We start from the raw sequence: 13,979 nt of genomic DNA on the forward strand, positions 1-13,979 counted from the left end.
AATTATTTATCTTTACCAACATGAAGGATGGCTAAAAACGCTTCTTGTGGTAGCTCTACGTTACCAATTTGCTTCATACGTTTTTTACCATCTTTCTGTTTCTGTAACAGTTTCTTCTTACGGCTAACGTCACCGCCATAACATTTGGCTAATACGTTTTTACGTAACTGTTTAACAGTTGAACGAGCAATAATATGGTTACCAATTGCCGCTTGGATGGCGATATCAAACTGTTGACGTGGAATAAACTCTTTCATTTTTTCCACCAACTCACGACCACGATAAGGTGCATTATCGTTATGTGTAATCAATGCTAAAGCATCAACGCGATCACCATTAATCAAGACATCTACACGTACCATGTTAGAGCCTTGGAAGCGGATAAAGTTATAGTCTAAAGAAGCATAACCGCGTGATGTTGATTTTAAACGGTCAAAGAAATCTAATACCACTTCAGCCATCGGAATTTCATAAGTCAATGAAACCTGATTACCATGATAGACCATATTGGTTTGAACACCGCGTTTTTCGATACATAAAGTAATGACATTACCTAAGTATTCTTGCGGTAATAACATATGACATTCAGCAATAGGCTCTCTGATTTCTTCAATGTTATTCAGCGGTGGTAATTTAGACGGACTATCCACTAGTACAATATCACCGTTAGTCATTTCAACTTCATAAACTACGGTTGGAGCGGTTGTAATCAGGTCAAGGTCATATTCACGTTCTAAACGTTCTTGAATGATCTCCATGTGCAGAAGACCCAAGAAACCACAACGGAAACCAAAACCTAACGCGGTTGAGCTTTCTGGCTCATAGAATAATGAAGCGTCATTCAGACTTAATTTACCTAATGCATCACGGAATGATTCATAGTCGTCAGAGCTAATTGGGAATAGACCTGCATAAACCTGTGGCTTAACTTTTTTAAAGCCCGGTAATGGTTTATCTGCTGGTTTTTGTGCTGCTGTTAAGGTATCCCCAACAGGCGCACCTAAAATATCTTTAATACCACAAACAACCCAGCCTACTTCGCCACAATTTAATGATGTCGTATCAATTTGTTTTGGTGTAAAAATACCAATACGATCAATGTTATAAATCTGACCAGTGCTCATTACCTTGATTTTATCGCCTTTGCTGACTTTACCGTTTTTAACACGGATCAGTGAAACAACACCAAGGTAGTTATCAAACCAAGAGTCAATAATCAGAGCTTGTAATGGAGCGTCTGCATCACCTTCAGGTGCTGGAATTTCTTTAACAAGGCGTTCGATAACTTCTTTAACACCAATACCTGTTTTTGCAGAACAACGCACTGCATCTGTAGCGTCGATCCCTACAATGTCTTCAATCTCTTCAGCAACACGCTCAGGCTCTGCTGCTGGTAAATCTATTTTATTTAAAACAGGAACGACGGTGAGATCCATATCCATCGCTGTATAGCAGTTTGCTAATGTTTGCGCTTCAACCCCTTGCCCAGCATCTACGACCAATAAGGCGCCTTCACACGCAGCGAGTGAACGAGATACTTCATAAGAGAAGTCAACGTGTCCTGGGGTATCGATAAAGTTAAGCTGATAAACTTCACCGTCATCAGCGGTGTAATTCAAGGTTACGCTTTGCGCTTTGATTGTAATACCACGTTCACGCTCAAGATCCATAGAATCAAGAACCTGCGCAGCCATTTCACGATCTGATAAGCCACCACAAATTTGAATAATTCGATCTGATAACGTCGATTTACCGTGGTCAATATGTGCGATAATGGAAAAGTTACGTATGTTTTTCATTCTGAAATTATTTTTCTCTATTGCTTTGCTCTATAAATCTGGCTTTGGAGTCATTCATGGACACAAAGCGAAAACTCTATATTGCAGGAGTTATTATTGATGACGCATTCTACACACTAGAGACATTATACTCAAAGAAACGTTCATCAAACACAAACATTTATGCTAAGACTTGCATTTATTTGTAATTTTTTGCGGGTAATTTCCAGATATAGAAACGTGTTAATTTAAGATAGATATTATTACAAAAGCAGCATGATAAAAATAATGGGGCAAATGCCCCATCTCTTTAATCAACTCATTATTCTTGAAATTGAACTTTAAGTTCATGAGGTGGAAGCCCTATTTGCAATACAATAGGTTCAAAACCTTCATCTTTGCTCCACCAAGTCGCTACTTTTTTGGCAAATAAAAAACCAAGAGCGCCGCCCACAAGCCCACTGCAAAAAATAGCAAATTCACTCGAAAACCAAAGGCTCGCAATGCCAGCAACGATAAATAAGCCAATAAGTGGTGTTAAATACACCAACATTGCAGAAAGAAGTAGATTATTTTCAGGTATACCCACTTCCACTTTTTGCCCTTCAACTAAAGGTTGTGCAACGGGAAGTTCAAGTTGATGAACTGTCTCTGGCCCTATTTTATTCAATAAATAAGAGCCACAGGCAGCGCGAGCTTGGCAACTACCACAGCCAGAAGAAGAGCCGTAGCGTAATAACGCACGTCCTTCATGCCAATGTATAACTGTTGCCCACTCTTTAACCATAACTTATACCCTTTTACTTTTTCGTAAATACAACACTATTAACTATTGCTTGTGCCGTAGGAAACGGTAACTGACCAATAAAGGTAATTTCATTACCTTCTTTGTCATAGGTATAAATTGTATTACGACCATACCTTAACATTTTATCGCGTTCGGGCGAATTAACCTGCTGGCCACTTTTATTAACATAAATAGAGAAGTCAAATAAACCATCACTAAATAAAATCGACTGACTAAATTCAGTTTCAGAAATTTGATGGTTACTACGTTTTACCTCTTTAAAACCCTCAGGCAATTGGCTGACCGACCAGTTATAAACTAACGGTTTAGCTTTAGGTACAAGTAATAAAGGTGGCATATTGACGGTACGTAGAGAATTAAGCTCAGTTTCGACCTCGCTTCCTTCATTAACTGTGATCACTCTAAACTGTTCAATGATGTCATTGTTTTTATCTAAAAGATCGACTCTTAAAGGTAGATATCTTTCTTCATCAATAAACAAAACATAATCATAGCGGTCATTATTTTTTGATAACACACGAACAACTCGGCTTGGAATATCACCAATATGCGTTCTACCCGCATCAATAAAATTATAATAACCCGATAATTCCTTGAAATCTTGGTAAATGATAGAAGGGATATAATCAACGATATGATCATTTCTTAAGCTGAAGGCATCTAAACCGGGTTCAAAATAGCTGATTTCATTGCCACGTTGAACAATTTCACGGCGAGTACTATCCATTTGCATTAATTGTGCAAGTGGTTTGCCATCAATAAGAGTGTGACGGTAGCGAATAGGAACAATACCTTGAGAATTGATATTGATAAAAGATAATTCATAGGTAGAGCTTTGACTTGTCTGACCCATCTTTTGCAACAAAGCCTCGACACTACCTGTTTGAGGTTGCGCCAAGGCTTGTATCGGCATTGACAGGCTGCCCACCAGCAATAAGGTGGATAACCATGATTTTTTCATTACGACTGTTTTATTCCCACACGTTATTTATACATTCACATCTATTATTACTGTGCTGCTGCAGGTTGAGTTTCACCTTGAGCGCTGATTGGCGCTTCATTTTGTGGTGCATTATAGATACGACGATCTAACTCATACTGTTGCAACATTAATCCAAGGCGTTGATTACGCTCTTGTAAACGTGTTTGCTGGTCTTTACCTAAAGTATCATTTTGAAGATTTAAGCTTACAGGCGAACCTGAACCCATAATAGGTTGAGTATTAAATACGGGTGTATCTACTTGGAAATCTTCAGAACCACTTTTTCCATTATATTGCTGAACACCAACAATAACAGCTAATGAAACACAAGCCGCGACACCGATTTGAGTTAACTGACTTGCCCAAGGACGTAACGTTTGTAAGAAAGAGTGCTGACGCCATTGTGATGGCGCAGGTTGCTGCTCTCGTTGTTGTTCAGGACTTATGCGAACAGGTTCATTCTCTAAAGCGAGCGCAACGCGACTTGCGATATCGAAGTGGACTACTTCACCTACATCACCACGCATTGTGTCACGAATTAAATGGTAGCGTTGCCATGTCTCTTTCATAGAGTCATCACGAGCAATTGTACCCATTAATTCTTTATCAAGAACTTCGCCATCCATAAATGCAGAAAGTTTTTCTTTTTGCATGTAAAAGTACCCTTCAGTCAATGATGGTTCACCCACAATTAAAACTCTTGTATTAATGGTTGAACCTTATTATCAATAGCTTCTCGTGCCCTAAAAATACGTGAACGTACTGTTCCGACAGGGCAATCCATAATGACCGCTATCTCTTCATAGCTTAGTCCGTCAAGTTCCCGAAGTGTAATAGCAACCCTTAAATCTTCAGGTAATGACTCTATGGTGTGAAAAACCACTCTCCGTAACTCTTCTGACAACATTAAATTCTCAGGGTTCGAAATTTCTTTTAGTGCATTTGGTGATTCGAAGTTTTCAACATCACTCGCATCTAAATCATTCGAAGGCGGACGTCGCCCCTGTGCAACCAGATAATTTTTTGCTGTATTCACAGCAATGCGATAAAGCCATGTATAAAAAGCACTATCTCCACGGAAAGAACCGATGGCACGATAAGCTTTAATAAAGGCTTCTTGCGAAACATCTGGCACATCGCCCTGTGGTACATAACGGGAAATCAGGCTTGCTACCTTGTGTTGATAGCGGATAACCAGCAAATTAAAGGCTTTCTGGTCACCATTTTGTACCTTTTCAACCAACATTTGGTCCGTTAACTGCTCGCTCATTAGAGATGGACTCTCCCGAAGTCAAGCTTCGCACTATTTTTAAATGACTCCGTCATATTTACTCTCGTTATTCCTTCTCGTTTTATGAGCTACAAGACTTAGAGTGCAAAAATAGTATGAAGTTCAATTCAATCATTATTTTAAGAGATGAATCACAAAAAAATCATCATGGTGATCATCCACCCAAAATGCAATTTGCCAATAAAAAAACGATAACACAATGATATTATTTAAATATATACGATTACTTACAACAATATATATTATCTTAAACAATGTATTATTAAATATAGATTTAATAATACAAATAAAAGTCAGTCACCCAAGAGCGAAACTTGTCAGTGTAATGCCCTTCATTATTACGAATAATAAGTTCATCTATACTACATTCGACACTGCTTTGATTTTGTTTTTGAAAGGCTAACAAAATTCGATGATAAGGTTTATCTGCACTGTCTTTAATATTAACGCGTTTTGCAATATTCCACTCTTTTTTTTCTGCGATTTCAATAAATTGCTCACCAATAGAGTAAGGTAATACAACACAGAACAAACCATCTTCGGTGATAAGTGATTGCGCACTATCCAGCAATCCCTCATGCGTTAAGGTTTTTGTATAACGTGCTTGTTCACGAACATCATTACGACAAGCAATTGCAGGTTCAAAATAAGGAGGATTACTTACAATCAAATCATACTTGTTTTGCGCTTGTTCAGCATAATGATAAATATCATCATGATGGATATGAATAAATGAATGCCATTGTGACTCTTGAGCATTTTCCGTGGCTTGTGATGCTGCCTTTTCATCAAGTTCAATGCCATCAATACACTCAATTTGATTCGCTCGTTGAGCCAGCATTAATGCAATTAATCCACTACCCGTACCAATATCAAGCGCTCTTTTTACATTATCGATAGGTGCCCAAGCCCCTAATAAAACACCATCTGTACCCACTTTCATTTCACACTTATCATGAGCTACAAAAAATTGTTTAAATGTAAAACCACCTTTGCGTAATCCCGCTTTTTTCACTTTCTTTTGATTCATTTATTGGCTCTATTGATTCGTATTACTATCTCTTTTTTATTACTTATCATTCATGTCATTGGAAAAGAGATATATGGTATGATAACGCTTCTGCAACCCCTATCTTAACATTAAACTATTTGTATACGATGCACGCTTATTTAGATTAAGCCTAAAAACAACGAATACCTTCGTCTATCGGTAATATAATGTGATAGCGGTAAATCCTCTGGCTTTTAGCGGGGGATAATGTCAAAATCCGCGCCCTAAACAGAGGTATACAATGACAGCCACGACATTTTCCAGTCTTGAACTTGATGAAAGTTTATTGACCGCATTAGAAGAAAAAGGATATCAACGTCCTACTGCTATTCAAGCAGATGCAATTCCTGCAGCAATGGATGGGCGCGATATTTTAGGCTCTGCGCCAACAGGCACAGGGAAAACTGCGGCCTTTTTGCTTCCAGCAATTCAACACTTGCTTGATTATCCACGTAAAAAATCAGGCCCACCACGTATTCTTATCCTGACACCAACTCGCGAACTTGCTATGCAAGTTGCAGAGCAGGCAAAAGAATTATGTGCGCATACACATTTAGATATCGCCACTATCACGGGCGGCGTTGCTTATATGAATCACGCTGAAGTCTTCAGTGAGAACCAAGATATCGTTGTTGCAACAACAGGTCGTTTATTACAGTACATCAAAGAAGAAAACTTTGACTGCCGTGCGGTAGAAATGCTGATTTTAGATGAAGCAGACCGTATGTTAGATATGGGTTTTGCTAACGATATCGAAACGATTGCAGGCGAAACTCGCTGGCGCAAACAGACATTACTGTTCTCTGCGACATTGGAAGGTAACGCAGTTATTGATTTTGCACAGCGCATCCTCAACGAACCAGTTGAACTTAATGCTGATCCATCTCGCCGTGAACGTAAAAAAATTCAGCAGTTCTATTATCATGCTGATAATCTCGAACATAAAACAGCGTTGCTTGCTGCATTACTGAAGCAAGACGATGTTAAAAAATCGATTGTCTTTGTTCGCAAAAGAGAGCGTGTAAGAGAGCTTGTCACTGCGCTAGAAAAACAAGGTATTAAATGTAGCTACCTTGAAGGTGAAATGGCGCAAACACAGCGTAATGATGCAATCAAACGTTTAGAATCAGGCAAAATGAATGTACTTGTTGCCACAGACGTTGCTTCTCGAGGTCTTGATCTAGATGACATCACACACGTTTTCAACTTTGACTTACCTCGTACTGCGGATGTTTACTTGCACCGCATTGGTCGCACAGGACGTGCAGGCCGTAAAGGTATCGCAATTTCATTAGTTGAAGCTCACGATCACCCACTATTAGGGAAAATTGGTCGTTACGTTCAAGAGCCTATTAAATATCGCGTTGTTGCTGAACTACGTCCAGAAACTAAAGCACCAAGCCTGAAAGCAACATTCAAACCTTCTAAAAAAGTGCTAGCTAAACGCAAAGCGAAAAAAGAAGAAGAGAAAAAAGCGGTTAAAGAAAAAGTGCGGACTCGCGATCGTAAAAATATCGGTAAACGTCGCAAAGCTGTTACTGAGCATACAGAAAAGAAAGTGGCTCCTACTGCACCAGCAAAAGAAACGAATACTGATAACGAATAATCTGTACTCTTTTTGATCTTATAAAAAACCGTAGCTATATAACATAGTTACGGTTTTTTGTTATTCTCTCTTTTTTCTTATTTTATATAGAAAAATAAAAAAATAGATAAATAGAAAAAAAGCCCGATATCTTCATATCGAGCTTATTATTAACTTATGACTTTAGTGAAAATTACAGACTTTCAGTGAAAGTACGAGTAATAACATCACGTTGCTGTTCTGGAGTCAGTGAGTTAAAACGCACTGCATAGCCAGAAACACGAATAGTTAATTGAGGATATTTCTCAGGATTGTTAACAGCATCTTCCAGTGTTTCGCGGCTTAATACGTTAACATTAAGGTGTTGACCACCTTCTACACGAACAACCGGTTTAGATTCTACAGGCACTTCGCGGTATTCGATATTGCCTAACTCTTTACGGTTAATCACTTGGCCTTCTTCAAAGCCTTTTTTAGCACAGATGCAACGAGCTTCGCCGTTTTCATCATCTAATAACCAGAAAGAATGTAATAAATCGTCGTTATCAGCTTTAGTAATTTGGATACCAGTAATCATTTCGACCTCCAATTTGGGCGCAAAATCAAATTCCAATCTCATATCAGAACTTGGGTATTTGGTCTAACCAATGTTTCTGTCTACTTATATACCAGTATAAATGGCGTCATTCTTTGATAAATATCAATAAAATTCATAAGCACTTTAGCCCATAAGGTGCAAAGTGTTGTTTTAAATCAACAATCATTTATAGCTGATTTGCAATTTTTTTTGTAAATTTTCAAATAAAAGTTGAGAAATCAATTAATTCTTATTTTTAGGTCGTAATATTTTCATTCCCCTGATGAAATCGGTAAGCTTAGACACTATAAGATATCAACAAGGATTTTAGGTTATGACTACACCATTAACTTGGCATGATGTGATAGGCACTGAAAAAGAAAAGCCTTACTTTCATCAAATTATGTCTCAAGTCGCACAACAAAGAGCCGCAGGTAAAATCGTTTATCCACCTCAAGAAGATATTTTTAATGCCTTTCGTTTTACGCCTTTTGATAATGTGAATGTAGTTATTTTAGGGCAAGATCCTTATCACGGCCCTAATCAAGCACATGGACTCTCTTTTTCAGTACGACCGGGCGTGCCAGCGCCTCCTTCGTTAGTCAATATGTATAAAGAGCTTGAAAAAGAATACCCTGATTTTAAACGCCCTAACCACGGCTATTTAGAAAGCTGGGCAAAACAAGGTGTTTTATTACTTAATACAGTATTAACAGTAGAGAAAGGCCAAGCACACTCTCATGCTAACTATGGTTGGGAAATCTTTACTGATGCAGTAATTGAACAGATCAATCAGCGTCGAGACGGGGTTATATTCTTACTTTGGGGCGCTCATGCCCAGAAAAAAGGACGTTTTATTGATACCAATAAACACGTTATTTTAAAAGCACCTCATCCATCACCACTCTCTGCCCATAGAGGCTTTTTAGGTTGTGGTCATTTCAAACAAGCCAATGATATTTTACAACAGCAAGGTCGCACACCGATCAATTGGCATCTTGATCCTATTGAATAATATCGCCTTATAAAACATAAAACCGCACAATAACAAGAATATTAAATAATCTTCGTATTGTGCGGTTTACTTTATCTACATGTAATAACTCATGTGATAACGAATGTTTTATCGATATTATTTAGAAACGATAACCATAGCTGGGCGTAATAAACGACCGTTTAAGGTATATCCTTTTTGCATAACATCAACAACATGATTAGACTCATGTGCTGGGCTATCAATTAAAGTCATCGCTTGGTGAACTTCAGGGTTGAATACCACATTTTTTTCTTCAACCACTTCGATACCAAATTTACGAACAGCATCTAAGAATGATTTCAGAGTTAATTCTAACCCTTCAATCATTGGCTTTAATGATTCATTTTCATGATCAGCCGCAGATAAAGCACGCTCTAAATTATCGAGTACAGGCAATAACTCATTAGAAAACTTCTCAAGCGCAAATTTATGTGCTTTCTCTACATCTTGTTGAGTACGGCGACGAATGTTCTCAATTTCAGCTTGAGCACGGATCATGGCTTCACGCTCTGTCTTTTGAGATTGCTCAAGTTGTTTTTCAAGAGAATCAACACGCGCTAATGCTTCCACTAATTCAGCTTGAGCATTAAAGTCCGCTTGTGCTTCTTCGGTCATTGTTGGCTCTTGAGACTCATTCATTGCAGATTCCATTCCTTCTTTTTCTTTTGAGACTTGCTCTTCATGTACATTTTGTTCTTTACTACTCATGAACATCTCCGCGTAGTTTTAGTATTCATCTTCATATTTAGTTTATTATGGGGATCAATAAACGGGTTTCAAGGAATTGGCGCAAAACGAGGGTAAAAAAATGCCAGATAATACCGTAACGGAAGAAAAACACTTTAAATGCATTGGCATTGTTGGTCATCCACGCCATCCTGAAGCAATTTCAACTCATGAAATGCTCTATCATTGGCTATTGGCTCAAGGCTATGACGTTATTATTGACACACAGGTTGCTCAAGAACTAAAACTAGAAAATGCACAAACAGGTGATTTAACACAAGTTGGCAAAGTCGCCGATCTTGTTATTGTTGTTGGTGGTGATGGCAATATGCTTGGCGCTGCGCGCGTTTTATCTCGTTATAATATCAAAGTGATTGGTGTTAACCGGGGAAATTTAGGCTTTCTTACTGATCTTGATCCTGATAATGCCTTACAGCAATTAACCAATGTATTAGCAGGACACTATCGTGAAGAAAAACGGTTCTTACTTGAAGCTCGGGTCTGCGCTGAAGGTCAAAGAACACGCATTGGTACAGCAATCAATGAAGTCGTTCTTCATCCCGGTAAAGTCGCTCATATGATTGAGTTTGAAGTTTACATTGATGATCGCTTTGCTTTCTCTCAACGTTCTGATGGCTTAATTATCGCAACACCAACGGGATCAACCGCCTACTCACTTTCTGCGGGTGGCCCTATTTTAACGCCAAACCTTGATGCTATTGCGCTTGTGCCTATGTTCCCACATACCTTATCAGCGCGTCCTTTAGTTATCAGCAGTGATAGCCAAATCCGCTTAAAATTCTCACAAACAAATATCGATTACGAAGTCAGCTGCGATAGCCAATTAGTGTTACCGATTAAAGAAGGTGATGAAGTTATTATTAAGAGAAGTCGTCAAAAACTCAATTTAGTTCACCCAACTGATTACAACTATTTTAATACACTCAGCTCAAAATTAGGTTGGTCGAAAAAAATGTTCTAATTTTTGTGCCTCCCTACTTTACTGTATAAAAAACCAGTTTATACTGTATGTAATTACAGATATTTTTTTATACACAGGAGAGGCACTATGCTGACTCAATTAACCATTAGTCATTTTGCCATAGTCCGTGAACTTGAAATCGATTTTTCTGGTGGCATGACCACCATTACAGGCGAAACTGGCGCAGGTAAGTCTATTGCAATTGATGCTCTAGGTTTATGCTTAGGTAACCGTGGTGATGCCAATATGGTGCGCCCAGGTGCAACTAGAGCCGATTTATGTGCACGATTCTCACTCTCTGATACGCCATCAGCACAACGCTGGCTTGAAGAACATCATCTTGATGATCATAACGAATGCCTATTAAGAAGAACTATCTCTACTGATGGGCGTTCTCGTGGTTTTATCAACGGCACTTCCGTACCTCTTTCACAATTAAGAGAGCTTGGTTCATTACTTATTCAAATTCATGGGCAACATGCTCACCAGCAACTGTTAGAACCTCGCTATCAAAAACAACTGCTTGATATCTATGCCCATGAGCCTGCTTTATTAAAAAACATGAAGTCGGCTTATCAAACATGGCATCAAAGTTGCCAAACTTTAGCTGCTTTTCAACAACTCTCTTTAGAACGGGAAGCAAGGCAGCAACTGGTTGATTACCACTTAAAAGAGCTCAATGAATTTCAACCAGTACAAGGTGAGTACCCAGAATTAGATCAAGAATATAAACGTCTTTCTAACTGCGGCCAGTTTTTAACGCTAAGCCAAAATAGTTTACAAATTTTAAGTGACAACGAAGAGCAAAATATTTTAAGTATGCTCAATGTGGCTAAACATGAAATTACTGAACTAACCTCAATGGAAAGTCAGTTCAATTCATTATTAGAGATGCTAGAAGAAGCCACTATCCAAATTAGTGAAGTGAGTGATGAGCTTCGTCACTATAGTGATCGCTTAGAGATGGACCCTAATCGCTTATTTGAAGTAGAAAAACGCATGTCTAAGTATATTAGTTTGTCACGTAAACATCGCGTCGCGCCTGAAGAACTCTATGATCTTCATCAGCAATTAATTGAAGAGAAGAATGCCCTACTTCGTCAAAATGATGATTGTGATGCTTTAATAGAACAAGTCAAAGCTGACCACTTAATTGCATTAGATGTCGCAAAACAATTACACCAAGTTCGCCAACAATATGCGAGTGAATTAAGTCAACTTATCACTAACAGTATGCATCAGTTATCTATGCCTCATGGTTATTTTACTGTTGATACCCATTTTGATGACAGCTCACTGCAAATCGATGGCGCCACAAAAGTTGAATTTAATGTCACCACAAATCCGGGGCAACCTCATCAAGCACTTTCTAAAGTAGCTTCAGGCGGTGAGTTATCACGTATTGCACTCGCAATCCAAGTGATCACAGCCAAAAAAATGGATACTCCAGCACTTATTTTTGATGAAGTTGATGTGGGTATCAGCGGTCCAACGGCAGCTATTGTGGGTAAATTACTACGTGAGTTAGGCGAGTCTACTCAAGTTATGTGTGTCACTCATTTGCCTCAAGTTGCAGGTTGTGGTCACCAACACTATTTCGTCAATAAAGAGACAAATGGTGAAGAAACAGAAACAACCATGAAACTGTTATCGAAAAAAGAACGCCTACAAGAGCTCGCTCGTTTATTAGCAGGTAGTGAAGTCACCAAAAATACCTTAGCAAATGCAAAAGATTTGTTGGCTGCATAACGATTAACAAACTTTTATTGATATTTAGGGTCATAGGCAGAGCGTGAAAGGTTTTCAATTGCTGCGTTGTCGATTATCATCGTCACTATGACCCTAAAAGGAATGTAATAACCATGCGTTTTAAACTGTTAAAAGTTGCCGCCTTATCTTTAGTCGTAATGACTTCAGGTTGCTCTATGTTCGAGAGACTGGTTTATCACCCAGATATCAATCAGGGAAATTATTTAACGCCAGCCGAAGTCGCAAAAGTTCAGCAAGGAATGACACAGCAGCAAGTTCAATTTGCCCTTGGTACGCCAATGCTTAAAGATCCTTTCGGAAGCCAAACTTGGTATTATGTTTTCCGCGAAGAGCCTGGTCATCAAGAAGTACGTCAAGAGACTCTTACTCTGACTTTTGATAGCAATGGCATACTGACTAAGATTGATAAGCAAGGCAATATGCCTAACTTCTCAGCACCAGCGACAAAATCGTAATGCGATTACAGTGCTAAGAAAACTTAGTTTTGTATAAGATTGGCAAAAACGAATTGCACCCCATACGTTAAATATGACGTTGGGGTGTGTTTTTATCTATTGATTAACCGCAGCAATACAAAGAAGTGTGCTTTTATTACTAGAATTCACTATAAAGTTTTTTACCTCGATACCCAATATGGCAAGATAAATCAAGGGCTGCTGCAGAAATTAATTCTCCCAAAAAAGTGATCCTCTCTGGATTATCTTTTATTTTTGTAAACAGACTAGCAATGCTAATTGCGGCTTGCGCTTTACCATAAGCATTATAAATTGGTGCAGCCACGCAAAATACATCCATGTTATGTTCACGATCATCAATAACATAACCTCGTTGACGAGATTCCATAATAATTTTAAAGAATTGTTTCTCATCAGTAATGGTATAAGGTGTAATTGGTTTTAATCCCCCCATACGCGTAATAATATTTTTTATACTTTCATCTGGCATTGTCGCTAATAAGGCTTTTCCTAATCCTGTACAATACATCGGATTATTAGAACCAATACCTGCTGAAGTGCGTACAGATTCTGGGCTTTCAACTTTATCTAAATAAACAAGTAACCCATCATTTTCTATAGCTAAAAATGAGGTCTCTTTTGCTTTCTCAGATAAAGTTTCTAAAACCGAACGCGCTGCTTTATGCAATGGAGTCTGATCTAAATACACAGAACCCGTTTGAAATAATTTGAGCCCTAATTTAAGTGACTTGACTCTTTCGTTAGCAAGATCTAAATAACCTTTATCTAATAGTGTCGTAATGATATCGAATGCGGTACTTTTAGGAATGTCTAATTGTCGGCTAATTTCCGATATGGTGAGCTCATCAGGGCTCTTTGCCACTAACTCGAGCATATCTAACGCTCGAGCAACAGAACGATTAATCTTTTTTTCCACG

General features: G+C 38.4%; 14 protein-coding genes. 5 read left to right on the plus strand and 9 right to left on the minus strand.

Features of this window, described 5'->3' with window-relative positions; translation table 11 throughout:
- Nucleotides 1–2: 2 nt before the first annotated feature.
- From lepA to trmN, 6 genes are all read right to left on the minus strand, one after another.
- Entirely contained in the window at nt 3–1,799 is a 1,797-nt protein-coding gene (lepA, locus tag EHE21_RS13105; RefSeq protein WP_088495030.1) for a translation elongation factor 4, read from the minus strand.
- Nucleotides 1,800–2,100: 301 nt separating this feature from the next.
- Complete coding sequence (gene rseC / locus EHE21_RS13110; RefSeq protein ID WP_023581597.1) at nt 2,101–2,565, minus strand: SoxR-reducing system protein RseC; 465 nt, start codon at nt 2,563–2,565, stop codon at nt 2,101–2,103.
- 13 nt (nt 2,566–2,578) lie between these two features.
- On the minus strand, nt 2,579–3,547 hold the full coding sequence (gene rseB, locus EHE21_RS13115) for a sigma-E factor regulatory protein RseB (protein WP_194950883.1): 969 nt from the start codon (nt 3,545–3,547) through the stop codon (nt 2,579–2,581).
- 47 nt (nt 3,548–3,594) lie between these two features.
- A complete protein-coding gene (gene rseA, locus EHE21_RS13120) occupies nt 3,595–4,221 on the minus strand; it encodes an anti-sigma-E factor RseA (protein WP_267463810.1) in 627 nt (208 codons plus the stop codon).
- Nucleotides 4,222–4,259: 38 nt separating this feature from the next.
- Nucleotides 4,260–4,838 carry an RNA polymerase sigma factor RpoE gene (gene rpoE, locus EHE21_RS13125; protein ID WP_006533574.1) on the minus strand — a complete coding sequence of 193 codons (579 nt, stop codon included), beginning with the start codon at nt 4,836–4,838 and terminating at the stop codon, nt 4,260–4,262.
- Nucleotides 4,839–5,133: 295 nt separating this feature from the next.
- Nucleotides 5,134–5,889: a tRNA(1)(Val) (adenine(37)-N(6))-methyltransferase TrmN gene (trmN, locus tag EHE21_RS13130; protein WP_194950885.1), complete on the minus strand. Its 756-nt coding sequence runs from the start codon at nt 5,887–5,889 to the stop codon at nt 5,134–5,136.
- Nucleotides 5,890–6,151: 262 nt separating this feature from the next.
- On the opposite strand from trmN, the gene srmB reads away from it, so the two are divergent.
- On the plus strand, nt 6,152–7,516 hold the full coding sequence (gene srmB, locus EHE21_RS13135) for an ATP-dependent RNA helicase SrmB (protein WP_227718984.1): 1,365 nt from the start codon (nt 6,152–6,154) through the stop codon (nt 7,514–7,516).
- A 172-nt stretch (nt 7,517–7,688) separates the two neighbouring features.
- On the opposite strand, the gene grcA is transcribed toward srmB, so the two are convergent.
- Entirely contained in the window at nt 7,689–8,072 is a 384-nt protein-coding gene (gene grcA / locus EHE21_RS13140; RefSeq protein WP_023581591.1) for an autonomous glycyl radical cofactor GrcA, read from the minus strand.
- A 334-nt stretch (nt 8,073–8,406) separates the two neighbouring features.
- Here grcA and ung point away from each other — a divergent pair, with 334 nt between their 5' ends.
- The gene (ung, locus tag EHE21_RS13145; protein WP_194950886.1) at nt 8,407–9,087 is read left to right on the plus strand and encodes a uracil-DNA glycosylase; all 681 of its coding nucleotides are present in this window, start codon (nt 8,407–8,409) and stop codon (nt 9,085–9,087) included.
- A 117-nt stretch (nt 9,088–9,204) separates the two neighbouring features.
- Here ung and grpE read toward each other — a convergent pair whose 3' ends face one another.
- A complete protein-coding gene (gene grpE / locus EHE21_RS13150; protein WP_088495024.1) occupies nt 9,205–9,816 on the minus strand; it encodes a nucleotide exchange factor GrpE in 612 nt (203 codons plus the stop codon).
- Nucleotides 9,817–9,916: 100 nt separating this feature from the next.
- On the opposite strand from grpE, the gene nadK reads away from it, so the two are divergent.
- From nadK to bamE, 3 genes are all read left to right on the plus strand, one after another.
- On the plus strand, nt 9,917–10,816 hold the full coding sequence (nadK, locus tag EHE21_RS13155) for an NAD(+) kinase (protein WP_083629114.1): 900 nt from the start codon (nt 9,917–9,919) through the stop codon (nt 10,814–10,816).
- A gap of 87 nt (nt 10,817–10,903) precedes the next feature.
- Nucleotides 10,904–12,565, plus strand: coding sequence for a DNA repair protein RecN (gene recN / locus EHE21_RS13160; protein WP_194950887.1), 1,662 nt, complete (start codon nt 10,904–10,906; stop codon nt 12,563–12,565).
- A gap of 113 nt (nt 12,566–12,678) precedes the next feature.
- A complete protein-coding gene (gene bamE / locus EHE21_RS13165; protein ID WP_088495022.1) occupies nt 12,679–13,041 on the plus strand; it encodes an outer membrane protein assembly factor BamE in 363 nt (120 codons plus the stop codon).
- Between the two features lie 139 nt (nt 13,042–13,180).
- Here the strand turns inward: bamE and EHE21_RS13170 are convergent, their stop codons facing one another.
- Nucleotides 13,181–13,978 carry an IclR family transcriptional regulator gene (locus EHE21_RS13170; RefSeq protein WP_194950888.1) on the minus strand — a complete coding sequence of 266 codons (798 nt, stop codon included), beginning with the start codon at nt 13,976–13,978 and terminating at the stop codon, nt 13,181–13,183.
- Between the last annotated feature and the right edge of the window lies 1 nt (nt 13,979).

The organism is Proteus sp. GOKU, from assembly GCF_015475555.1.
Lineage (GTDB): Bacteria > Pseudomonadota > Gammaproteobacteria > Enterobacterales > Enterobacteriaceae > Proteus > Proteus mirabilis_B.

Bases quoted from the DNA above. Each gene is read 5' to 3' on its own strand.
- grcA (WP_023581591.1), bottom strand. From the start codon at position 8,072: ATGATTACTGGTATCCAAATTACTAAAGCTGATAACGACGATTTATTA.
- ung (WP_194950886.1), top strand. From the start codon at position 8,407: ATGACTACACCATTAACTTGGCATGATGTGATAGGCACTGAAAAAGAA.
- rseC (WP_023581597.1), bottom strand. From the start codon at position 2,565: ATGGTTAAAGAGTGGGCAACAGTTATACATTGGCATGAAGGACGTGCG.
- grpE (WP_088495024.1), bottom strand. From the start codon at position 9,816: ATGAGTAGTAAAGAACAAAATGTACATGAAGAGCAAGTCTCAAAAGAA.
- rpoE (WP_006533574.1), bottom strand. From the start codon at position 4,838: ATGAGCGAGCAGTTAACGGACCAAATGTTGGTTGAAAAGGTACAAAAT.
- lepA (WP_088495030.1), bottom strand. From the start codon at position 1,799: ATGAAAAACATACGTAACTTTTCCATTATCGCACATATTGACCACGGT.
- rseA (WP_267463810.1), bottom strand. From the start codon at position 4,221: ATGCAAAAAGAAAAACTTTCTGCATTTATGGATGGCGAAGTTCTTGAT.
- recN (WP_194950887.1), top strand. From the start codon at position 10,904: ATGCTGACTCAATTAACCATTAGTCATTTTGCCATAGTCCGTGAACTT.
- srmB (WP_227718984.1), top strand. From the start codon at position 6,152: ATGACAGCCACGACATTTTCCAGTCTTGAACTTGATGAAAGTTTATTG.
- bamE (WP_088495022.1), top strand. From the start codon at position 12,679: ATGCGTTTTAAACTGTTAAAAGTTGCCGCCTTATCTTTAGTCGTAATG.
- rseB (WP_194950883.1), bottom strand. From the start codon at position 3,547: ATGAAAAAATCATGGTTATCCACCTTATTGCTGGTGGGCAGCCTGTCA.
- nadK (WP_083629114.1), top strand. From the start codon at position 9,917: ATGCCAGATAATACCGTAACGGAAGAAAAACACTTTAAATGCATTGGC.
- trmN (WP_194950885.1), bottom strand. From the start codon at position 5,889: ATGAATCAAAAGAAAGTGAAAAAAGCGGGATTACGCAAAGGTGGTTTT.